Source organism: Arthrobacter sp. Leaf69 (assembly GCF_001422645.1).
Taxonomy (GTDB): domain Bacteria; phylum Actinomycetota; class Actinomycetes; order Actinomycetales; family Micrococcaceae; genus Arthrobacter.
In genome coordinates, this window is the sequence record NZ_LMLR01000016.1 from 183,400 (window position 1) to 203,344 (window position 19,945).

General features: G+C 69.5%; 21 protein-coding genes. 7 read left to right on the forward strand and 14 right to left on the reverse strand.

Annotated features, from left to right (window positions below):
* Positions 1–26: 26 nt before the first annotated feature.
* The 7 genes from ASE96_RS18085 to ssd form a co-directional block, all read right to left on the reverse strand.
* Entirely contained in the window at positions 27–431 is a 405-nt protein-coding gene (locus ASE96_RS18085) for an Rv3654c family TadE-like protein (protein ID WP_082492840.1), read from the reverse strand.
* Positions 428–811 (reverse strand): TadE family type IV pilus minor pilin, encoded by a 384-nt coding sequence (locus ASE96_RS18090; protein WP_056433717.1) that lies wholly within the window; start codon positions 809–811, stop codon positions 428–430. Before ASE96_RS18090 ends, ASE96_RS18085 begins: the two co-directional genes overlap by 4 nt.
* 107 nt (positions 812–918) lie before the next feature.
* A complete protein-coding gene (locus ASE96_RS18095) occupies positions 919–1,248 on the reverse strand; it encodes a DUF4244 domain-containing protein (protein WP_442853915.1) in 330 nt (109 codons plus the stop codon).
* Between the two features lie 129 nt (positions 1,249–1,377).
* Positions 1,378–1,980, reverse strand: coding sequence for a type II secretion system F family protein (locus ASE96_RS18100; RefSeq protein ID WP_056433721.1), 603 nt, complete (start codon positions 1,978–1,980; stop codon positions 1,378–1,380).
* Positions 1,977–2,618 carry a hypothetical protein gene (locus tag ASE96_RS18105; protein WP_082492842.1) on the reverse strand — a complete coding sequence of 214 codons (642 nt, stop codon included), beginning with the start codon at positions 2,616–2,618 and terminating at the stop codon, positions 1,977–1,979. The genes ASE96_RS18100 and ASE96_RS18105 overlap by 4 nt, the downstream gene beginning before the upstream one ends.
* Positions 2,619–2,797: 179 nt before the next feature.
* Positions 2,798–4,168: a TadA family conjugal transfer-associated ATPase gene (locus tag ASE96_RS18110; RefSeq protein WP_082492843.1), complete on the reverse strand. Its 1,371-nt coding sequence runs from the start codon at positions 4,166–4,168 to the stop codon at positions 2,798–2,800.
* On the reverse strand, positions 4,165–5,328 hold the full coding sequence (gene ssd / locus ASE96_RS18115) for a septum site-determining protein Ssd (RefSeq protein ID WP_082492844.1): 1,164 nt from the start codon (positions 5,326–5,328) through the stop codon (positions 4,165–4,167). Before ssd ends, ASE96_RS18110 begins: the two co-directional genes overlap by 4 nt.
* A gap of 141 nt (positions 5,329–5,469) precedes the next feature.
* On the opposite strand from ssd, the gene ASE96_RS18120 reads away from it, so the two are divergent.
* Positions 5,470–7,194 carry a bifunctional 3'-5' exonuclease/DNA polymerase gene (locus ASE96_RS18120; RefSeq protein ID WP_056433725.1) on the forward strand — a complete coding sequence of 575 codons (1,725 nt, stop codon included), beginning with the start codon at positions 5,470–5,472 and terminating at the stop codon, positions 7,192–7,194.
* 140 nt (positions 7,195–7,334) lie between these two features.
* Positions 7,335–7,595 carry a YegP family protein gene (locus ASE96_RS18125; RefSeq protein WP_056433728.1) on the forward strand — a complete coding sequence of 87 codons (261 nt, stop codon included), beginning with the start codon at positions 7,335–7,337 and terminating at the stop codon, positions 7,593–7,595.
* Between the two features lie 45 nt (positions 7,596–7,640).
* Here ASE96_RS18125 and ASE96_RS18130 read toward each other — a convergent pair whose 3' ends face one another.
* From ASE96_RS18130 to ASE96_RS18150, 5 genes are all read right to left on the reverse strand, one after another.
* On the reverse strand, positions 7,641–8,339 hold the full coding sequence (locus ASE96_RS18130; RefSeq protein ID WP_056433731.1) for an NUDIX hydrolase: 699 nt from the start codon (positions 8,337–8,339) through the stop codon (positions 7,641–7,643).
* The gene (gene nth, locus ASE96_RS18135) at positions 8,336–9,106 is read right to left on the reverse strand and encodes an endonuclease III (protein ID WP_056433874.1); all 771 of its coding nucleotides are present in this window, start codon (positions 9,104–9,106) and stop codon (positions 8,336–8,338) included. Before nth ends, ASE96_RS18130 begins: the two co-directional genes overlap by 4 nt.
* Before the next feature lie 138 nt (positions 9,107–9,244).
* On the reverse strand, positions 9,245–10,663 hold the full coding sequence (locus tag ASE96_RS18140) for a US12 family protein (protein ID WP_056433733.1): 1,419 nt from the start codon (positions 10,661–10,663) through the stop codon (positions 9,245–9,247).
* Between the two features lie 204 nt (positions 10,664–10,867).
* Positions 10,868–11,350 (reverse strand): hypothetical protein, encoded by a 483-nt coding sequence (locus ASE96_RS18145; RefSeq protein WP_156367661.1) that lies wholly within the window; start codon positions 11,348–11,350, stop codon positions 10,868–10,870.
* Complete coding sequence (locus ASE96_RS18150) at positions 11,347–11,973, reverse strand: hypothetical protein (RefSeq protein ID WP_056433739.1); 627 nt, start codon at positions 11,971–11,973, stop codon at positions 11,347–11,349. Before ASE96_RS18150 ends, ASE96_RS18145 begins: the two co-directional genes overlap by 4 nt.
* 340 nt (positions 11,974–12,313) lie before the next feature.
* Between ASE96_RS18150 and acs the strand changes: the two genes are divergently transcribed.
* Complete coding sequence (gene acs, locus ASE96_RS18155; protein WP_056433877.1) at positions 12,314–14,344, forward strand: acetate--CoA ligase; 2,031 nt, start codon at positions 12,314–12,316, stop codon at positions 14,342–14,344.
* Between the two features lie 25 nt (positions 14,345–14,369).
* On the forward strand, positions 14,370–14,768 hold the full coding sequence (locus ASE96_RS18160; RefSeq protein WP_056433742.1) for an SRPBCC family protein: 399 nt from the start codon (positions 14,370–14,372) through the stop codon (positions 14,766–14,768).
* Between the two features lie 14 nt (positions 14,769–14,782).
* On the opposite strand, the gene ASE96_RS18165 is transcribed toward ASE96_RS18160, so the two are convergent.
* Entirely contained in the window at positions 14,783–15,757 is a 975-nt protein-coding gene (locus tag ASE96_RS18165) for an SMP-30/gluconolactonase/LRE family protein (protein WP_056433744.1), read from the reverse strand.
* 188 nt (positions 15,758–15,945) lie between these two features.
* On the opposite strand from ASE96_RS18165, the gene aroQ reads away from it, so the two are divergent.
* Both aroQ and ASE96_RS18175 read left to right on the forward strand, forming a co-directional pair.
* Positions 15,946–16,419, forward strand: coding sequence for a type II 3-dehydroquinate dehydratase (gene aroQ / locus ASE96_RS18170; RefSeq protein ID WP_056433747.1), 474 nt, complete (start codon positions 15,946–15,948; stop codon positions 16,417–16,419).
* Positions 16,420–16,421: 2 nt separating this feature from the next.
* Positions 16,422–17,519, forward strand: coding sequence for a DUF2332 domain-containing protein (locus ASE96_RS18175; RefSeq protein WP_056433749.1), 1,098 nt, complete (start codon positions 16,422–16,424; stop codon positions 17,517–17,519).
* A gap of 50 nt (positions 17,520–17,569) precedes the next feature.
* Here the strand turns inward: ASE96_RS18175 and ASE96_RS18180 are convergent, their stop codons facing one another.
* Positions 17,570–18,754: a MarP family serine protease gene (locus ASE96_RS18180; RefSeq protein WP_056433751.1), complete on the reverse strand. Its 1,185-nt coding sequence runs from the start codon at positions 18,752–18,754 to the stop codon at positions 17,570–17,572.
* 206 nt (positions 18,755–18,960) lie between these two features.
* Between ASE96_RS18180 and ASE96_RS18185 the strand changes: the two genes are divergently transcribed.
* Positions 18,961–19,638 carry a Crp/Fnr family transcriptional regulator gene (locus ASE96_RS18185; RefSeq protein ID WP_011693220.1) on the forward strand — a complete coding sequence of 226 codons (678 nt, stop codon included), beginning with the start codon at positions 18,961–18,963 and terminating at the stop codon, positions 19,636–19,638.
* Positions 19,639–19,945: the final 307 nt, after the last annotated feature.

Sequence of the window (19,945 nt, forward strand, 5' to 3'; positions counted from 1 at the left end):
TGCCCCCGGCGGCGGCTGGCACCGGCTCACGGCGGCGGGCCGGCTCTGGCCAGTCCGGTTGCCCCGCCCACGGGCGTCCGGATTTCCAGCTCAGTGCGGACCTGCACGGTACTTCCCGTTCCTTCCGAACAGCTGAGGATCCTGGCGCCATTCCTGCGCGCGACATCCGCGGCTACTGCGCACGGTTCCCCTGGGGTGATCCCGCGGGCCGCATCCGCGGCGGCGAGGGCCGCCAAGTCCGCAGCCGCCGCCGCGCGGAACGCCATTGCCCCCGACTGGGCCAGCAGCACAATCAGGACCGCCGCAAGAACGACCAGCATCCCCAGGCCCAGCGCCAGGACGGTTCCGGCACCACGTTCCAGGTGTCCCGGGCTTTCCGGGTTTTGCGGGTGCTCGCCCGGGGCTGACCCGCGCGTCGCCAGCCTGCTCATGCGGCGAGACCCTGCACCTGATGGTGCCAGACCGAGGGCACCCCGGCCGCGGCTGACGGACCGGACGATTCGCCGCGGACCCACGCGCGGGCCGAGAGGGTCCACGGAAGAAGAGAGCCGACCGCTCCGGGAACTCTGGCCGAGACCGTCACACTGAGCCACCCGCCGTCGGACGCCACGGCTGATGCCGCCGCGTTGCCGGCGAGGCGGCGAACGATGACGTCCACCGCGGCTGCATCTTCACCGCGGGCCAGGGCGCGGGCGCCCGCCCTGGCTGCCTCCTCCAGCCGCAGCTGGGTGACGCCCGCCGCTGAGCCGGCCAGCAGCAGGGCGAGCAGGAGCAGGACCGAGGGCAACGCCACGGCGAATTCGGCCGTCACGGCGCCGCGGCACGTCCGGCCGCCCGATCCCGGCCGCCGCCACGCGGTCGCTGCTGCGCGAGGAGTTGCCGCTGCCGCGTTCCTTACCTTGGCCGGCTGTCCCGGGCTCATGGCAAGGCGAGCGCCGTGCGGATGAGGTTCAGTAGGAAACCCCGGACCTCATCACTGCGCATGATGAACACGAGAATGCCGGCAAACCCGACAGCGGCAAGCGTGGCGATGGCGTACTCGGCCGTCGCCATGCCTGCCTCGGAGCCAAAGAGCTTTCCCGGCCTTCGGGTCCGGAGCGCGTCACTTGCTCCGGGATAGATTTCGCGGATCTCGGCGTCCTCCGGCCCGGTGTGAACCTTCCCGGACGTGCGGGTGGGCGCAAAATGATGAGATGACATGGGACGTTCCCTTCGTTGGATTCCGGCGGGGCTGCCGGCAGTTTCCACTCTTCCGTTTGCGTACACCGCCAGTAAGGTGCGCTTCCTGCCAAGTGGAAAAGATGCGGCACACGCAGGCTGTGGGGGAATAGTCTCGGCCAACCGCGCCCTGGGGCCAGTAAGAATCGGCCTTGAGAATCAGCCCGGGAGCATCGCCAGCAGCACAGGAACCACGCCCAGGCAGACGAAGGCTGGCAGGGAACACAGGCCAAGCGGGACAACGAGCTTTACCCCCAAGGCTGCGGCCTGTTTCTCCGCGGCCCGGAACCGCTCGCGGCGCATGCGTGCCGCCTGGGCATAGAGGATGGCGGACGAGGGAGCGCCGGTGAGCGCGGCAAATCCCAGGGCATCGCGCAGGGCAAGAAGTCCCGGCGACCGGACACTGGAGCTGCGCCAGGCGGTATCCCAATCGGCACCGACGGCGAGCGCCGCGACGACTGGCCGCAGGGGACCCCGGAGTTCCGAGTCGGCCAGGTCGGCCACCAGGGCGAGGGCACGGCCGAGCCCGGCTCCCGCGTCGAGCATCGCGCCGATCAGTTCCAGCATCATCGCCGTGTCACGGAGCCCGGACTGCCCGGAAGGGTCATCGTTGCGGCGGTCCTGGCCCGGCTCTGCGTCGTCCGGAGCACGCTTCATCCGGCGTCTGAGTCGCCGGCGTGTCCTGCCCCGGTCGGACAGAGCAATAGCTGCGGCGACCCCCAAAAGCGCAACCACCACCAGTCCCGCTGCGCTTGGTGTCATGGCTGAAGCCCCTCCGCTGACCGGACCAGCCGGGCGGACCAGAAGCGGCCCGCGACTGTGAGCGCCAGGCCCGCCGCGAGCGCCGCCACGCCCCAGGGGGTTCCCAGCAGGACCTCGACGGGGTCGACGCCCAGGAGCAAGCCCAGGCCCAGGCCGAGGAACGGCAGCCAGGTCAGGAGCCGTACGGTCGCGCGGGGTCCCGCCAACGCCGTCTGACGGGCGGCCTCGGCGTCGTCCTCCGCCTCCAGCTGGGCGGCAAAACGCGTCAACACGTCCGCCAGCGGGCAGCCGGTGGCTTCGGCAACGTCAAAGCAGGCGGCGAGTTGAAACCAGACGCGGCGCTCGTACACCCACGCGCGGGCACCGCTGGTTCTGGTCGCCCCGGCGGTTCGGCCGGATGCCGCCGCTCCGGCGGAGCGGATGGCGGCACCCACGGGAGCCCCGCGCATCGCGGCCGCGCGGGCCGCAGCGAGCATCCGCACGGATTCCGGCGCCAGGACCTGCTGGCCGGCAGTGGCTTCCCCGGACACGGACGCGGCGGGATCGCCCACATGCAGGAGCCACAACTCATCCCACAGGCGGGCGGGGGTGCGGCCACCCCTCAGCAGTGCCGCCAACTGCTGAACGATCAGGTTCATCGATACCGCAGGAGCGCTCCTGCGCGGCCATCGGGACGCCGGGCCGGGACGCGTTTCCGCACTGCCGGCAGGAACCCCCCGTACGCCGGCAAGGGCCCCACGAATCCGCTGGTGTGGGGCACCCGCCGGCGAAAACGCCAGGCACACAGCGAGTGCCAAAACTCCCACGAGTAGGGCCGTCATCCCTCGCCCCCGCCCCGGTCCCCCCGCCCCGCTCTCTCCGGCGGCCGCGCTGGTCCCGCGGGGCCGGCCGCGTTCTTGCCGCCGGGGTTCAGTTCGCCGGGGTCCAGTTCGCCGGGGTCCAATCCACCCGGGTCCCATCCGCCAGGGTCCAGCCCGAGACGTTCCGCGAGTTTGGGCCAGGCTGGCCCCGCGCGGACAGCCCCGCGGCAAATGTCCAGCGCGGAGCCGACCACCAGGCCCGCGGTGCTGCCTTGGAGCACGCCGATGCAGGACACAGTCCGCCCGTTGTTCAGCCTTTCCACATGGACCACAGCGTCGAGGGCGCTGGCCGCCTGCAGGCGCACCGCGTCCTGCCCCATCCCGGCCAGCGCCCCGAGCGCTGTCAGCCGGGCGGGGACGTCGGCCGCGGTGTTGGCGTGAATGGTGCCGCCGCCTCCACTGTGGCCGGTATTCATGGCAGCGAGCAGTTCCCGCACTTCGGCACCCCGGCACTCCCCCACCACCAGCCGGTCCGGCCGCATCCTCAATGACTGCCGCACGAGCTCGCCCAAATCCACGACGCCGCCGCCTTCCAAGTTGCCGTGCCGCGCCTCCAGCGAGACGACGTGCGGGTGAACCGGGTTCAGTTCCGCGGCATCCTCAATGAGGACCAGCCGCTCACCCGGCGCACACAGGCCGAGAAGTGTGGCGAGCAGCGTTGTCTTCCCAGAGCCTGTGGCCCCGCTGATCAGGAAACTCAAACGGCGTTCCAGCATCCGTTCCAGCACGCCCTGCACCTGGGCTCCGAACATCCCGTTCCGCCGCAGCTCGTCCATGGAGAAGACCCGTTCACGCCGGATCCTGATACTCAGGAGGGTCCCCGCCGTGGAGATGGGCGGCAGGACAGCATGGACCCGGAAGCCGCCCTCGAGCCTGATGTCGACGCAGGGCGAACCATCATCGAGGCGCCGTCCACCGGCAGCCACGAGCCGCGCGGCCAGCGCACGGACCTGCGGCTCACCGGAGAAGGCCACCGGCGCCCTTTCGAGGCCGTCCCCGCGGTCCAGCCAGACGGCGCCGGGGCCGTTGACGAAAATGTCTGTCACGGATGGGTCCCGGACCAGCGCCTGCAGCGGTCCGAGGCCGTTCAATTCCGCGCTGATCCCTTCGACCGCCGCCAAGGCACCGGCAGTCCCCAGCAGGCGTCCGCTCGCCTGCACGGCGGCCGCCACGCGCGACGGGGTCACCGGCCCGGCGTCGGACATCACGGATTCCCGGACGGACTCCAGAAGCCGCGCATCAACGGTGGCTCGGGCGGGCGGGCGGTACCGCGGAACCCCCGGGCGTCCGCTGACGTCTGGCGGGCCCGGCGCAGAATGGGCGCTCATGCGGGGCGTCCCGCGCCGAACTCAAGCACCATGCCGGCGAACCGCCGCACATTGCGCTGCCGTCCGGCGTCCAGCAGCCGCCCGTTCTCCGTGGCGGCCGCGGCCCTCCGGACGTCCGGCATGATGCCGGCGAGGGGCAGCCCGACGGATTCTGCCACCAATTCCGCATCCAACGCGGTCCCCGGTCTGCCCCGCACCACCAACACAGTTTCCACCGGAGGAAGGTCTTGCAGGAGCCGGGCCGTTGCCACGGCAGCCCGCAGCAGCGCGGGCGCAACCACGATCATCCTGTCGCAGTCCCACGCGAAAGACCGCAGCGTTTCCCGGCCCCGGCCGATGTCCACGACCACCAGCTCGAAGCCGCGCCGGGCGGCGTCCAGCACTCCGGCCACGACTTCGGGGGCCACCCCGCTGTGGGGTTGCTTGTTCCCGGGCCAGGACAGGAAGGGGAATCCCCCGGCCAGGGGCAGGGAATCGGCGAGCTGGCGGGGATCGATCGTGCCACTTGCGTCGGCCAGATCCGGCCAGCGGAGACCGGCCGTTTCTTCGGCGGCGAGCGCCAGTTCCAGCCCGCCGCCCCACGGGTCTCCGTCCACCAGCAGGACACGCACACCCTCCCGGGCGGCGGCGTGGGCCAGCCAGACCGCGGCGGTGCTGGATCCCGCGCCGCCACAGCCGCCGACAATCCCAAGGACCAGTCCGCCCGGCTCAGGTGTGCGGACGCGGCTGAGATACTCGGCGAGCCAGGTAGCGGCATCGGGCAACACTGCGACGCGTTCAGCGCCGATGGCAGCTGCCAGGTGCCACAGCCGGTCGCCGTCGTCGTTGAGGCCGACGAGGACCGCGGGCGACCGACCCCGCGGCGGCAACTCGCTGATGTCACTGCCGACCAGCACCGCAGCGGCTGTGTCCCAGAAGGGCACCGCTTCCCTGAGGTTCCCCACCGTGCGCAGCTGGCCGCCCGAGGCCGCCACGATCCGTTCCACCTCGCCGCGCAGCAGCTCGAACCCCGTCACCAGCAGCGTCTCCGACGTCCCGTCCGGGAGCCACGGCCCGGCGCCCACCCCGGCTCCGGTCCCGGAGCTGGTCACCGTACCGGCGCCGTGCAGAAGGCCAGCCCCGGGACCGGGTCGGTGCGTGGGTAACTCGTGACGACTCATGCGGCAACTCTTCCCGTCGCGCAAACCCGCAGTAACCCGGGCCAGCCGCTATGTGGACAAGCCACGCGGACAATCCTGCGGACAGGCCGACTGGCAATCCGGTGGACAAAGGACCCCGCGCCGCACGGCAGAATTGACCCTATGTACCTGCTGCTCGCCGCCCACGCCGACGGCGCAGCTCTCCAGGAAGTCACCGCGGACGGCGCGCCGCACCCGGCCGCACCGGCACCGCAGATCGTCAGCGCCGCCGGGCTGTCCGGCGTCGTGCGTGAACTCGAACAGCGGCGGCCGCGCTGGATCTGGCACCGCACCCAGGACTGGTACCCCGCCCTGCTGGCCGCCGGGGTGGAGCTGGAACGCTGCTACGACCTCACGTTGTGCGGCGCGATCCTGGCGCACTCGGAGTTTACGGCCCACACCGCGTACGCGCAGAACGCCGAGAAACTGATCCAGGACGACGAGCTGCAGCAGCCTCCGCGCGCCCTGCAGCCGCCGCCACCGCCGGCCGACCAGGGCGCCCTGTTTGATGATCCCGGCTGGCGGAACGCGCCCCGCCACACCCCTGAAGACCTTCGCCTCGAATACGCCGCCCAGCAGGACGCGCTCAGTCAGGCGGGAGGGACCGGTGTCGAGCGCCCCGGTGACAACCGCAGGCAACGCCTCCAGCTCCTGCTCGCGGCCGAGTCCGCCGGCGCCATGATCGCGGCGGAAATGCAGCACACCGGTGTGCCGTGGCGCGAGGAACTTCACGAGCAGATCCTCGCCGACTACCTCGGACCCAGGCCTCCCCAGGGCCACCGCCCGGCCAAACTGGAAGCGCTCACCGCCGAGCTGCGGCATCTGCTGAATTCGCCCGCGCTGAACCCCGATTCCCCGCAGGAGCTGATGCGGGCGCTGCACCGGAACGGCATCGAGGTGAAAACTACCCGACAGTGGGAACTGAAGGAATCCAGCCACCCGGCGATCGAACCGCTCCTGGCCTTCAAGAAGCTCTCCCGCCTTCACGCCGCCAACGGCTGGGCCTGGCTTGATGCCTGGGTCAAGAACGGCCGGTTCCAGCCGGAGTACGTGGTGGGCGGCGTGGTCTCCGGCCGCTGGGCGTCCCGCGGCGGCGGGGCCCTTCAAATTCCGCGACAGATCCGCGGCGCAGTGCACGCCGATCCGGGGCACAAGCTGATCGTCGCGGACGCCTCGCAGCTTGAGCCCCGGGTGCTCGTGGCGCTGGCGCAGGATTCGAAGATGGCCGAGGCTGCGCGGGACAAGGACCTGTATGCCGGCATCGCCGCGCAGGGCTTCGGCGGCGACCGCGCCAAAGCAAAGGTTGCCCTGCTCGGGGCTATCTACGGGGCAACGACCGGCGAATCGGGGCGCCTGATGCCGCAGCTGACCCGCACGTATCCACGCGCGGTCGGTTTCGTGGAGCATGCCGCCCGCGAAGGTGAGGCCGGACGGACGGTCACCTCACGGCTGGGCCGCAGCAGCCCTCCGCCGTCCGAGCGATGGCTGCAAAGCCAGCAGTCGACCAGCGCCGAGGAACAGCGCAGGGCTGATTCGATCGCCCGCTCGCGCGGCCGGTTCACCCGCAACTTCGTCGTCCAGGGTTCCGCGGCGGACTGGGCCGCTTGCTGGCTGGCAGAGCTACGACGGCGGCTCCGCTCCATGCGTGCTGACGGGACGCCGGGCGGGGAACTGGTCTTCTTCCTGCACGACGAAGTTATGGTCCACTGCCCGGAAGCCGCCGTGGCCGACTGCATCCGGGCGATCGAGGAGGCCGCGACCGCGGCCAAGGAACTGCTGTTCGGCAGGATTCCGGTGGAATTCCCGGTCAGCGTGGCGGTCGTGGACTCGTACGATACCGCCAAATAGGCCCTGGCGTCCCCCGCCGTAACGTACCCGTCGGTAGCGTTGTGCCCGCCTGTGACGGCGGTTACGCTCGGTAAGGCCGGTGGCTGATCCGATAGTCGTCCGGCAATGCAACGACGCATATTTTTTGGGGAGGCAGCACATTGGCTGGCATTTTCGAGATCGCCATGGCCGGCGAGAAGAAGTACTTCTTCAAGCTGACGGCATCTGACGGAACGGTGGTTGCCGTTTCACCATTGTTCAACACCATCAAGGGCGCTGCCGCGGGTATCAACGCCGTGCGGGAGAACGCCGCCACCGGGTTTGTCGTAGACAAGTCCGGTGCCCGCAGCAAGTCCGTCCCCCCGCAGGCTGCCACCCGTAGCGCCGCCGCGCGGGCCAGTGCCAGCCTGGCCTCCGGCTGAGCGCTCGCCCGTTATCCAGGCGGGGGACGCGTTTGAAGCCCAGTCTTAGCCGTGGAGCCGACTCCACGTGTCGACACTGAGCAAGCTCGAGCGGTCCCAAGGAACCGCCCATCCCAGCTGGTCGAACAGCTGGTTGAGGATCATCCCGGTAAAGCCCCACACCACCACGTCATTGACGGTGAATGCGGGGCTTTGGAACGTCTGTCCGGCCCGGGTCACCGTGGCCATCACGCGGTTGTCCGGGTCCAGCAGGTCGCGGACCGGGACACGGAACACCTGGGAGGATTCGCCATAGTCCACCACCCGCACGGGTGACTGGGACGCCCACCAGCCGAGGACGGGGGTGACCAGGAAGTTTCCGCGCGGCAGGGCCAGTTCCGGCATCACGCCGAGGACGTCGACGCCGGCCGGGTCCAGCCCGGTTTCCTCTTCCGCTTCCCGCAGAGCGGCATCGGTCGCGGACTCGCCCGGGTCAATGCCGCCGCCGGGGAAGGCGACCTGCCCGGGATGGTCATCCAGGGTCTGCGCGCGCTGCAGCAGCAGGACGTCCAGATCGGCCGGAGCCAGGGCTTTGACCGAGGCCGCCGGGACATTGTCGAGGGAGCCGAAGAGCATCAGCACGGCCGCCCGGCGGACCCTTTCCCCGGGTTCGACGACGAGTTCACGCCACCGGGGATCCGGTGACGGCGCCGTTCCGGCTTCCACTGCGGCCACCAGGTCGATGAGGTCCTGCCGGGCCGTCATAGCGGCTTCCTCTGCGATTCCATCCGGATTTCCGCGGCCCGGTGCGTCTCTGCGAGAAGCTTTGACAGCAGCTCCTCCTGGCCCGGTGCCAGTTCGTACTTCAACAGTTTTTTCGCTTTCTCCGGGTCGGTCTCCCCCATGCCGTAGCTGGGGCACCAGTTTGCCACCGCGCAGGCCCCGCAGGCCGGTTTGCGCGAATGGCACACGCGCCGGCCGTGGAAGACCACCCGGTGCGAGAGCATGGTCCAGTCCCTCGGTTCGAACAGTTCCCCGACGTCGGATTCGACCTTCACCGGATCATCCGAATCCGTCCAGCCGAACCGCCTCGCGAGACGGCCGAAGTGGGTATCCACCGTGATCCCCGGGACGCCGAAGGCGTTGCCGAGCACCACATTGGCGGTCTTCCGCCCGACGCCGGGAAGCGTCACCAGATCAGCGAGCCGTCCGGGCACCTCGCCGTCGTACTCATCGACCAGCCGGTTGCACAACGCCATCAGGTTCCGGGTTTTGGCCCGGAAGAACCCGGTGGGCTTGATGATGGCCTCAAGATCGTCAGGGTCCGCCTCTGCCATGCTCCGCGCGTCCGGGTAGCGCCCGAACAGCAGCGGCGTGATCTGGTTGACTGTCACGTCGGTGGTCTGCGCGGAAAGCACCGTAGCCACCACCAGCTCGAACGGATTGCGGAAATCCAGTTCCGCGTGCGCATACGGATATTGCTCCGCCAGCGCCTTGTTGATCCGCCGGGCACGCCGTTTCAGGGCCAGCAGGGACTCCCCCGCAAGCCGCGGCCCGGCGCTTACGGTCCCGCTGTTCCTGGAACCGGCGTTCGTGCGACCAGCGCTTTTGGGTGCCGGCGTGGCGCTGCCGGCGGCAGGATCGCTGGAGTCGGTGGCCACGGGTGCCGGCTAACCGCGTTCGATGTTGCTGAGGTCCCGGAGCACGCCCACGCGGCCGTCGGTGTGCTGGACCAGGAATTCGTGGCCGCGGTCCTCCAGGGCGAGCACCCAGCCGCCGGGTTGGATTACGAAGGCGGCGGCACCGCTGTGCTCGTCCATGGCGGTGCGGGGCTGGGCGACGGCGAACCAGAAGGCTTCGTACGCGGGCTGGGCGGCGTGTTCCTCGGGACGGCTGGCCGGGTCGATGGTGGCCCCGATCGGCTCCTGCTGGCGCACCTGCGGGTTCACCGTTGTGGGGGCGCTGTGATCGGAGGCCGCGGGAACCTCTGCGGCTTGGGTCTGTTCAGCGGCGGGAGGCACGACGGCGGCAGCCTGGGTCTGCTCGGCGGCGGGAGGCGCGACGGCGGCAGCCTGGGTCGGCTGGGCAGCCGACGGCGCGGGGGCTGCGGACGGCGCCCCCGGGCCCGTCGCGGCGGCCGGCGTCGCGGAGGCCGCGGGAACGGTGCTCGCAACCTGGGTTGCCGGGGAGCTGACGGCCGGGGCGGGGCCGGCAGCCTGGGCAGGCTTTTCGTGGGCGGACGGTTCGGGGGCGGGCTTGCCCTGGGCAGCGGCGGGGGCGGAAGCCGCGGAACCGGCAGCTGCAGCTGCCGCACCCGAGGCGGCAACGGCGCCCGCTCCTGGACCGAACGACGCGTCGCCATGCGGGGCAGTACCCGTGGCCGCGGACTGTCCGCCGGGGGTCATGCGCTTCGCCCAGCCGGCGACGGCACTGGTGCCGGCGGCCTTGGGCGCCTTGTCATCCTTGGCCTCTTTCGGAGCCTTGGGCGCGCGGGGTTTGTGGACGGGGACGGCCGAGTCGCGGGCCACAATATGGGCGGGCACTTCAGCGCGGTCGAGGAAATCTCCGGCGAAAAAGGGGATCAACCGGGCCAGGACGGTGGCCGAGAGGAGACCGAGGGCGCCGATGAGGGCCAGCAACATGCTGGGCACGAACGCGCCCGCGACGGACAGGAAGAAGAAAGCAACGGCGAAGGACGCCACCACGGAGCCGAACTGGTCCACTGACAGCGAGCCGATGCGGATCTTGGTTCCCGGGCTGACACGGCGTGCCACGAACAGGGCGGCCACGATCACGGGCAGGATGATCCCGAGGCCAAGGAAGAACAGGCTGCCCAGATTCCACAGGTTATACCGGACGGCGAACATCGGGATCAGCGAGGCGATAAAGAGGATCAGCGTCGAGCCGAAAACCGTCAGGTCGCGGATGGTGAAGGGTCCGAGGACCGCCTCGTTCTTCTTGCCGGCCTTCTTGCTGGCCTTGTCCACCGTGAAACGGGGGGCTTCCCCGTAGCCGGCGGGCCGGTCCGCTCCGCCGTTCGCCTGGGTTTGGGCGGGCGCCTTGAGCTGCCCGTTTGCTTGCTCGTTCATTCGGTTCTCCTTACACGGCGGCGCTCTGGACAGCACCGTCTAACGGCAGACCAAAACGGGACCGCGCGCGGTCCCGTCGCCTCCATCGGATGTCACAACTTCATCTCAGCCTAGTCAAGTGGCTGGCCGATCACTAGCTGACGAGCCGGGGACATGGGCATGGAATAAGGCCGCCCTTCCCGGCGCCACGGCTCCCGGCGTGCGTCATTCCAGCACCAGAGTGTGCATCGCCTGACCCTGGCTGTCGGCCAGCGTCACGGCCAGGGGCAGGGAGTCCGCGCCGGCCGGAACCGTAAATTCGTACGTCGTGGGCGCCAGGTCGGCGGTGCAGGCCCTCTCGCGGGCCTCCTCGAAGGTGATGGTCACCCGGTCCGGGCCGGTCGCTTCAATCCGGGTCGGGACGGGCGGGCAACTGGAGCTTCCCCACACCGTGAGGCCGAACCGCCGGGGCCTGTCCACCCACCCCGCCAAGGGCGTTCCGAGTCCGGGAGGCGGTGCGGCGGACGCCGTCGTCGAGGGACCCGCGGACACTGTGGGCGCGACGTAGGGCGACGCCACCACTCCGCGGTAGCTGCGGTCGGCGGCGTTCGGTGGCCCGGCACAGGCCCCCACACCGAGCACGACGCCGGTCGCAAGGATGCAGGCCAGCGCCCGCATCCGCCGGCGTTGTCCCGGAGGCTGATTCATGACTCTCCGGTTGCCTGCGGCGGCGTGGTGCCGGCTGCTGCCCGCAAGGCCCGGCTGTACGCGACCGGTTCATTGCGGGTGGCAGCTGAAACCGCAAGGTGCCGGACGGTCAGGCGTCGGGCGAAGTAGCCTTCGTACGGCAGGACCACCACGGTATCCAGTCCGCTCTCCCAAGCGGCGATCAGGGCAGCCAGGCTCTGAGGCTCCGGGGACGCGGCAGCGTTCCGGCGAGGACGGGAGTAGGCGCGCGGGCTGGACGCCATTTCCCACGCATTGTAGGCGTGGACGTCGATCCCTTCCCAGCCGTGGTCCGCCTGCCAGAACGGCGGAATCAGGGGATCGAGGGCATGACCCGGCTGCGAGGCGGCCCGGATGTACTCCGGAGTGGGGTGGATCGTCGGGTCGGGCTCCTCCACGGAATACCAGTCCCAGGCCCGCTTCCAGGCCCGGCGCCAGCGGGCGTCCCACCCCGCGGGCGCGGCCGTCTCAGGGATCCGGGAGAGGCCCACCTCGGGCAGCGGGTCCAGGCGGGGCACATCGACGTCGGCCGCTATGACCCAGGCGTGGCGGATGAACAGCAGGACAGTCAGCTGATGCGGCGTTTCGTCCACTCGGATGGCCATGTCATTCGGCCACGGGTTATCCGGCGCCCGGCCCAAAAGTCTCACGATCCCCTTCCCCCAACTGGCAGTGCGTCCTCCTAGGCCCCATTGTGACGACGTAAGGTCACCAGCACCAGATCCCCCGGGTGCCCCACCACCATTCGGCGCTTAACAAACACCGCTCACGGTTCGCTGTGTGACGCGGCACACGTCGGGAAGGGCTCAGGCGATAGTGTGTATTTCGGAACAGCTTTAGCGGTCCGACCGTGACCAGCCGATGCCCGACGCCGCGCATGCGGCACGGTGCTGCGGCGGGACGGCGGTCCCGCGCAGCACGGATCGATGAATGATGAGGTTCACCATGTCCCAGCAGTCACCCGGCTCCACTACAACGCAGGCGCCCCAGGGCGATGCCTTCGAAAACCTCTCACAGGAGAACCGGAAGTTCGCCCCTTCCCCCGAGTTCGCCGCCAACGCGGTGGTCACCGCCGCGGACTATGCCGAGGCCGACGCCGACCGGCCCGCCTTCTGGGCGAAGCAGGCCCGCGAGCTGCTGAGCTGGAGCAAGGACTTCACGCAGGCCCTGGACTGGTCCACGCCACCGTTCGCGAAGTGGTTCGTCGGGGGCGAGATCAACGCCGCCTACAACGCGCTGGACCGCCACGTCGAGGCCGGCCACGGGGACCGGGTTGCCATCTACTTCGAGGGTGAACCGGGCGATACCCGGACGTACACGTACGCCCAGCTCACCGAGGAGGTCAAGAAGGCCGCCAACGCCTTTGAGTCCCTCGGCGTCGCCAAGGGCGACCGGGTGGCCGTGTACCTGCCGATGATTCCCGAGGCCGTCATCACGCTGCTGGCCTGCGCCCGGATCGGCGCCATCCACTCGGTGGTGTTCGGCGGCTTCTCCGCCGAGGCGCTGCGCTCCCGGATCGACGACGCCGAAGCCAAGCTCGTCGTCACGGCGGACGGCACGTACCGGCGCGGCAAGCCCAGCGCGCTCAAGCCCGCCGTCGACGAAGCGTTGTCCCACGAGGGAGACGGCAGCGGCCACACCGTGCAGAACGTCGTCGTCGTCAAGCGCAACGGCCAGGACATCGACTGGCACGAGGGCCGGGACCACTGGTGGGCGGACACGGTCGGGACCGCCTCTGCCGAGCACACCGCCGTCGGGCATGACTCCGAACACCCGCTCTTTATCCTTTACACCTCCGGCACCACCGGCAAACCCAAGGGCATCCTTCACACCACCGGCGGCTACCTCGCCCAGGGCGCCTACACGCACAAGGCGGTCTTCGACCTCAAGCCCGAAACCGACGTCTACTGGTGCACGGCCGACGTCGGCTGGATCACCGGGCACTCCTACGTCGCTTACGCCCCGCTCATCAACGGCGCCACCCAGGTGATCTACGAAGGCACCCCGGACTCCCCGCACCAGGGTCGCTGGTGGGAGATCGTGGAGAAGTACAAGGTCTCCATCCTCTACACCGCCCCCACCGCCATCCGGACGTTCATGAAGTGGGGCAAGGAGATCCCGGCGAAGTCGGACCTCTCCTCGATCCGGGTCCTGGGCTCGGTGGGCGAGCCCATCAACCCCGAAGCGTGGATGTGGTACCGCGAGGTCATCGGCGGCAACGCCGGCAAGAACGGCGAACGGAAGGAAACTCCCGCGCCGATCGTGGACACCTGGTGGCAGACCGAAACCGGCGCGCAGATGATCGCCCCGCTGCCCGGTGTCACGGCCACCAAGCCCGGCTCCGCCCAGGTCCCGTTGCCCGGCATCGCCGTGGACGTTGTGGACGAACTCGGCGAGTCCGTGCCCAACGGCTCCGGCGGATACCTCGTGATCCGCGAACCGTGGCCGGCCATGCTGCGTGGCATCTGGGGCGACCCGGAGCGCTTCAAGGAAACCTACTGGTCCCGTTTCGAGACCATGTACTTTGCCGGGGACGGCGCCAAAAAGGACGAGGACGGCGACATCTGGCTGCTCGGCCGGGTCGATGACGTGATGAACATTTCCGGCCACCGGCTATCCACCGCCGAAATCGAATCCGCCCTCGTAAGCCACCCCGCCGTCGCGGAGGCCGCCGTCGTGGGCGCCGCGGACGAAACCACCGGCCAGGCCGTTGTCGCCTTCGTGATCCTGCGCGGGGACGCCGTGGACACCGGCGATGCGATCGTGCAGGAACTCCGGAACCACGTGGGCAAGGAAATCGGGCCGATCGCCAAGCCCAAGACCATCCTCGTGGTGCCGGAACTGCCCAAGACCCGCTCGGGCAAGATCATGCGGCGCCTGCTCAAGGACGTCGCGGAAGGCCGTGAGGTGGGCGATGCCACCACACTGGCCGACAACACGGTCATGGCGCAGATCGCGCAGTCGCTGAGAAAGTGAGCAGGCACCGGCCCGGGCTGCCCGGATGAGCTTCTCCGTGTCGCGCCGGATTGACGCGTCCGCGGAGGACATCTGGGATCTGCTCACCGATACCGGGAAGTGGCCGGCCTGGGGGCCGTCGATCACCGGTGCCGAGCCGGCCGCGGACGGGCCCGGGTCCGGGCCCTTCCGCGGAGGGCTTGCCTTCGGCAGCCGCGGCAGGGTCAGGACCGTTCTGGGCGTGGCGCTGCCGTACACCGTGACGGCGTTTGAGCCCGGACGGTACTGGTCCTGGTCCGTGGCGGGGATCCCGGCCAACGGCCACCGGATCGTTCCGCAGGGCGGCGGATGCGTCGTTACCTTTACGGTCCCGTGGTGGGCGCCCGCCTACCTTCCGGTGTGCGCCCTGGCGCTGCGCCGGATTGAGCGGCTCGCGACACATTAGGGGCTCGCGGGCCTTCAGTCGCCGGAGCGGGCCCTGACGAGGACTGCCTCGAAGCTCTTGGCCGCGGGCGTGGTGAATTTCGCGTTGACGAGTGCGAGGGTGTTGCCGAACAGCGCCGCCGTGGTGGGGACGTCGAAGTTCTTGCTGGTGATGACTTCCTCCACCTCACCGGAGCTCACGCGTCCGTTCAGGTCGATCCGGCTGACTTGGTTGAGGAGGTTCTGGACGGCCCAGAGGGTGCCACCGCGGACGACGATGCCATCGACATTCGGCAGTGCGACCGGGTCCCCGGCGGAGTTAGTGACCTCGATCTTCTTATTGGATCCGTCGCGCGTGTCCACGGCGTACAGGGCGCCGCGGCCGGTGTGGGCGACGATCAGTGTGCGGCCCTCATCAGCGGCGGCGATGCCGTTGAGGTTGAATCCTTCGTCCACGGTTCCGGCAGGCGCTTCAAGGGCGACTGTCCGGGCTTTGCCCGGGTTCCCGTCATGGCTGATCGGGATCCGGTAAAGCTCACCGGCGCTGGAATTGGTGAACCACGCGACGTCGCGGGTCAGGATGACGTCGTTGATGAACTTGTCGCCGCCCTTGGCCAGTTGATACACGGCCACGGTCTTCCTCGTCTCCAGGTCGTACACATAGGCCTGGCCGGTGGCGCCGCCGGCGACGAAGAGAAGCTCATTGTCCCGGTCGACCTTCATACCCAGGGCTGCCCGGCCTTTCGGCGCCGTGATGAACAGCTTTGCGGTGCCTCTGTCGATATCTCCGCGGAAGATGTTGCCGTTGAGCCGGTCGCCGGCGAAGAAGGTGCTGCCCGCCCCTGCGGCGATGCCCTCAGCACCGGTGGCGCCGGGGAGTTTGATCACCGAGGACCGCTCATCGCCGTGCGCCCGGTCGGCGGTCGCGAGGGGTGCCGGCACGAGAAATGCCGCCAGGGCGAGGATGCCGACGGCGATCCAACGGATTGGTTTTACCTGAATATTGCGCATGATGTGCTCCGAGATCGGGCTTTCCGCGCGGGTCGGCCAGCACGGGAGCTCCCCGCGATGGTACTTCCAGTGTAGGCACGCCGCCCGGCGCAGGCCAGAGCCCGCGGGCCGGTCCCGGGCTGTCATCTGAGCGCCCGGTCCGCGGCCGGGTGCGGCGGCCCGCGGCGCAACGCGATACATTGGCAGGCATGAGCGAAGCCACCCCCGATGGCGCCGGCCGCGGCACCATCCTGGTCCTCAACGGGCCCAACCTGAACCTGCTCGGCACCCGCGAACCGGAGAAGTACGGCACCGCCACCCTGGCCGACGTCGAACAACTCGCCAAGGACACCGGCGCGGCGCACGGCATCGACGTCGAGTGCTTCCAGTCGAACCACGAGGGTGCCCTTGTGGATGCCATCCATGCCGCCCGCGGAAAGGCTGTCGGCATCGTGATCAACGCCGGCGCTTACACCCACACCTCGGTGGCCATCCGGGACGCCATCTCCGCGGTGCAGCTGCCCGCCGTCGAGGTCCACATCACGAATGTCCACGCCCGCGAGGCGTTCCGGCACCACTCGTACCTCTCGGACATCAGCAAGGCAGTGATCGCCGGCGCGGGGATCCTGGGCTACCGGTTCGCCGTTGAGTACCTCGCCGGGTTGCAGGCCAGCCGGGACTGAGCATGTCCCCCGCTGATCCCGCCGGCAGGGAGCCGGCCGCTCCCCGGCCCGGCCCAACGGAACCAGGCCCGGCGGTATCAGGCCGAGCGGAATCCGGGACATCGCAGTGGTACCGGCACTTCGGCGCCGTCGACGCGCCTGGGAATTCCGCGTGCTACGCCGAATGGTCGGTGGGCATCGCGGACGACCCGGAGCTGCTCCGGCGGATCGACGAGTGGCCGCACAACAAGCGCCAGCCCCTGCTGATGCTCGCGGCGGCACGCTTCCTCGGCGCACAAATCAGCCCCTACCCGGATTTCCGGGCGTTCCTGGACGCGCACTGGGAGGACGTCTCCCGGATAGTGCTCACCCGGGCCACCCAGACCAACGAGGCCGGCCGCTGCGCCACCCTGCTGCCCTCCCTGGCGCAGATCGCCGCCGCCGGCGGGCGGCCGCTCGCTCTGCTTGAGGTCGGGGCCTCGGCCGGGCTCAACCTGTTTCCCGAACGCTACGGCTATGAGTACGACGCCGGCCCCGGGCTCACCCGGCTGGACCCGGCCGGCGCTGCTCCCGGCAGTTACCCGGTCCTGGGCTGCGCCGTCACCGGCCCGGTCCCGCTCCCGGCGGCGCTCCCGCCGGTGGTGTGGCGGGCGGGGATCGATCTGAACCCCCTCGACGTCCGGAACCCCGACGACGTCGCCTGGCTGGAGGCGCTGATCTGGCCGGAGCAGGACTTCCGCCGCGAGCGGCTGCGCCGGGCGATCGCCGTGGCGCGGGCCGACCCGCCCCTCCTGGTGGCCGGGGACCTCAACGACCGGTTCCTCGACTTGGCCGCGCAGGCGCCGTCGGACGCCATTCTGGTGGTCTTCCACAGCGCGGTCCTGGCCTACCTCGATGCGGCCGCCCGGGACCGGTTCCGCGCCGCAATGGCGCGGCTCGCCGTCGATACCGGCTGCCACTGGCTCTCCAACGAGGGGCACACCGTCATCCTCCAGGCCGACGGCTCCAGCGTGGTCCCGGAGATGGACGACGAGCGGCTCCGCGGCCGGTTCCTGCTGCTTCACAACGGGAAGCCGGTGGCGATCACAGGCCCCCACGGCCAGAGCCTGGAGTGGCTCTGACCGGCCGCATTCCGGCGCCCAGTGAGTTCTGGCCCGCTACTTCTGGCCCGTTACTTCTGGATGCACTGGCCCGGGGAGACCGCGTTCGCAAGGCCCGGCGCCTGGGAGGCGACCGGTCGCAGGTCCGCCATAGTGATGGCGTAACCGAGCGGGGATCCGCTGGTGGCCTTGGCGAAAATTACTCCGGCCACCTGGCCGTCGTTGGTCAGCAGCGGGCCTCCCGAGTTGCCCGGCTGGACGTCCCCGGCGATCCGGTAAACGTCCGCCGGCGCGGGGTTGTTGCCGTAAATGTCCGGCACCAGCACTGTCGCGATGTCCTGCACCGTGGCAGGTTTGGACTGGAACGGGCCGCCGTGGGGGTACCCGGCGAACGCCGCCGGGCTGCCGGCCGCCAGGTCGGAACTAAGGGGCAGCGGGGCGGTCCGCAGGCCGTCCACGGCCACGACTGCGAGGTCATGCTGGGTGTCGAAGTACACCACGCGCCCGGGCAGGGCACCGGCGCCGGGGATCTCCACAACCGGCTCCGGCACGCCGGCAACCACGTGGGCGTTCGTGACCACGCGGCCGGGCGAGACCACGAAACCGGTCCCGGTCTGGTTCTGTCCGCACTGGTAGGCGGTGCCGGCGATCTTCAGGACCGAATCCGCGGCCCTGTTCAGCGCCGGGGTGTCGGTGCTGGTATCCGGAATGGCCACCGGCTGGCCTTCCCCGATGCCCTCGAACAGCGTCGGGATGCCCTCACCGATCACCGCGGACCGAAGCTGGGCCATCGAGGTTTTCAGCGGTACGGGGGTTACGCCGTCGATGAAGCGGATCACTTTGGATTCGGCGAGCGGCTGGGAGACGAAGGGCACGCCGAGTGCGCCGATACTGAACGCCAGCATCGACATCACCAGGGCGGATACCACCACGTTGACACCTCCGCCGGCCAACCGGTCCACGGACCGCAGCGGGTTGATTTTGACGACGCTGCGGATGTTGCGCCCGATGGCGGTGCCAATCCCATGCCCCAGCATCATCAGCAAAACGGCGGTGGCAATGATCGCCGTGAGGCGCCAGCCGCTGTCCTCCACCAGGCCGCTGACAATGGGGACGGACACAAACGCGGCCACGGCGCCCGCGGCGAACCCGGCGATGCCGCCGACTGTGACGAGGAAGCCGTTGCGAAGGCCGTGGAACAGGTAGGACAGCAGTGTCAGAATCAACACGAGGTCCAGGATGGTCAAGCCGAACACCGAGGCTCCTTAAAGGCGGGTAAGCCCCAATTCTACCGGCGCAGACTGACAATTTGCCGAGCGTCCGCGGAGGCCACGGACAGCCGGGCTGGCTCCCCCTCCACGACGTTTGGCGCGTTTCGGTGCCAAGTACGTCACAGAAGCGCCAAAATTCTGAAACAATGGCTGAAGCGCCCCAGCCGACACAGTTTTAGTCAGGAGATTTCATGGATATCGAGGTATTGCGCCGCGCCCCCCTTTTCGCCACGCTCGACGACGAGGCGTTCCGTCTGCTGACGGACGAACTCACCGAGGTGGACCTCTCACGCGGAGCCTCGGTATTCCGGGAAGGTGACCAGGGCGACCAGCTCTATTTCATCGTCTCCGGCAAGGTCAAGCTCGGCCGCACGTCCCCTGACGGCCGGGAGTCCCTGCTTGCCATCCTCGGCCCGGGTGAGCTCTTCGGCGAGATGGCACTGTTCGATCCGAGCCCGCGGACCGCCACGGCAACGGCCGTCTCTGAAACGCGGCTGGCCGGGCTGAAGAACGAGAGCCTCAACGCCCTGCTGCGCACCCGCCCTGAGGTTTCCGCACAGTTGCTGCAGGCCCTGGCACGCCGCCTGCGCCGCACCAACGATTCCCTGTCCGACCTGGTGTTCTCCGATGTTCCGGGCCGCGTCGCCAAGGCGCTGCTGGACCTGGCAGACCGCTTCGGCCGTCCCGCGACCGACGGCGTCCTGGTGGCCCACGAGCTCACCCAGGAAGAACTGGCCCAGCTGGTCGGGGCGTCCCGCGAGACGGTCAACAAGGCCCTCGCCGAATTTGTGCAGCGCGGCTGGCTGCGCCTGGAGGCCCGCGCCGTCGTTATCCTCGACATGCAGCGCCTCCGCCAGCGTTCCCGCTAGGCCCGTTTGGCAGCACACCCGCAGTTCGCCCGAAGGCCGGCCCGTGAAAACGGCGCCGGCCTTCGGTGGTTAAGCCCGAAAGAACGCCCGCCCGCGGGACATGCCCATCCCTGGACTCACATCCCACCGGACATGCCCATCCCTGGGCTCACATCCCACCGGACATGCCCGTTCCTGGCAGCTAGGAGTGGCCATAATGCCACTATGTCCACTGGCTCGGGCCCGCGGAGGGCATGTCCAGTGGCAGGGCGGGATGAACGGGCGGCATGTCCACTGTTGGGGCACTGCACAGGGCATGTCCCTTGAG

What these genes read in the sequence shown, in the direction of transcription:
- ASE96_RS18085 (WP_082492840.1), bottom strand. Translation starts at nt 431, where the DNA reads ATGAGCAGGCTGGCGACGCGCGGGTCAGCCCCGGGCGAGCACCCGCAA.
- ASE96_RS18100 (WP_056433721.1), bottom strand. Translation starts at nt 1,980, where the DNA reads ATGACACCAAGCGCAGCGGGACTGGTGGTGGTTGCGCTTTTGGGGGTC.
- ASE96_RS18105 (WP_082492842.1), bottom strand. Translation starts at nt 2,618, where the DNA reads ATGAACCTGATCGTTCAGCAGTTGGCGGCACTGCTGAGGGGTGGCCGC.
- ASE96_RS18110 (WP_082492843.1), bottom strand. Translation starts at nt 4,168, where the DNA reads ATGAGCGCCCATTCTGCGCCGGGCCCGCCAGACGTCAGCGGACGCCCG.
- ssd (WP_082492844.1), bottom strand. Translation starts at nt 5,328, where the DNA reads ATGAGTCGTCACGAGTTACCCACGCACCGACCCGGTCCCGGGGCTGGC.
- ASE96_RS18120 (WP_056433725.1), top strand. Translation starts at nt 5,470, where the DNA reads ATGTACCTGCTGCTCGCCGCCCACGCCGACGGCGCAGCTCTCCAGGAA.
- ASE96_RS18130 (WP_056433731.1), bottom strand. Translation starts at nt 8,339, where the DNA reads ATGACGGCCCGGCAGGACCTCATCGACCTGGTGGCCGCAGTGGAAGCC.
- ASE96_RS18140 (WP_056433733.1), bottom strand. Translation starts at nt 10,663, where the DNA reads ATGAACGAGCAAGCAAACGGGCAGCTCAAGGCGCCCGCCCAAACCCAG.
- ASE96_RS18145 (WP_156367661.1), bottom strand. Translation starts at nt 11,350, where the DNA reads ATGAATCAGCCTCCGGGACAACGCCGGCGGATGCGGGCGCTGGCCTGC.
- ASE96_RS18150 (WP_056433739.1), bottom strand. Translation starts at nt 11,973, where the DNA reads ATGGCCATCCGAGTGGACGAAACGCCGCATCAGCTGACTGTCCTGCTG.
- acs (WP_056433877.1), top strand. Translation starts at nt 12,314, where the DNA reads ATGTCCCAGCAGTCACCCGGCTCCACTACAACGCAGGCGCCCCAGGGC.
- ASE96_RS18160 (WP_056433742.1), top strand. Translation starts at nt 14,370, where the DNA reads ATGAGCTTCTCCGTGTCGCGCCGGATTGACGCGTCCGCGGAGGACATC.
- ASE96_RS18165 (WP_056433744.1), bottom strand. Translation starts at nt 15,757, where the DNA reads ATGCGCAATATTCAGGTAAAACCAATCCGTTGGATCGCCGTCGGCATC.
- aroQ (WP_056433747.1), top strand. Translation starts at nt 15,946, where the DNA reads ATGAGCGAAGCCACCCCCGATGGCGCCGGCCGCGGCACCATCCTGGTC.
- ASE96_RS18175 (WP_056433749.1), top strand. Translation starts at nt 16,422, where the DNA reads ATGTCCCCCGCTGATCCCGCCGGCAGGGAGCCGGCCGCTCCCCGGCCC.
- ASE96_RS18185 (WP_011693220.1), top strand. Translation starts at nt 18,961, where the DNA reads ATGGATATCGAGGTATTGCGCCGCGCCCCCCTTTTCGCCACGCTCGAC.